Annotated in this window: 1 protein-coding gene; it reads left to right on the forward strand. The window is 45.9% G+C overall.

Features of this window, described 5'->3' with window-relative positions:
* Nucleotides 1–23: 23 nt before the first annotated feature.
* The coding region (locus A3757_RS06040; RefSeq protein ID WP_156506213.1) for a hypothetical protein at nucleotides 24–423 on the forward strand (400 nt) is incomplete at its 3' end.

The raw sequence follows: 423 nt of genomic DNA on the forward strand, positions 1-423 counted from the left end.
AGCGAAACGGGTGGTTGTTGTTCATGCAAAATATATCTCTATCAAACCCTGTATCAGCAGGAAACGCACCAGCAGCGTCAACTAGCGGTCCAGCATTGGGCGCGAGCAGCGAACCGGGTGCATCACCCATAGAGGGTTCATTTGGTGCTACATTAACAGGTGTCTATCAGTCTTCTATAAGTCCTGAGAAACTTGATGATATTGCTGCTAAGCTTGAAGCTTTAGGGCTGGATTCAAGCTTCCTGGATGATATCAACGCATTATTGAGTGGCAATTTAATGTCTCTGGATGCGGCACAGCAAGGCATAGAATTGCCGGAAATGAGTACTTTTCTTTCTAACTCGCTGGCAGAGCTTGAGAGTGGTCTTGGATTTTCAAGTGATGACATACCCGAAGATGTGTTGGCATCTTTGCTAAATACGG

Source organism: Oleiphilus sp. HI0117 (genome assembly GCF_001635235.1).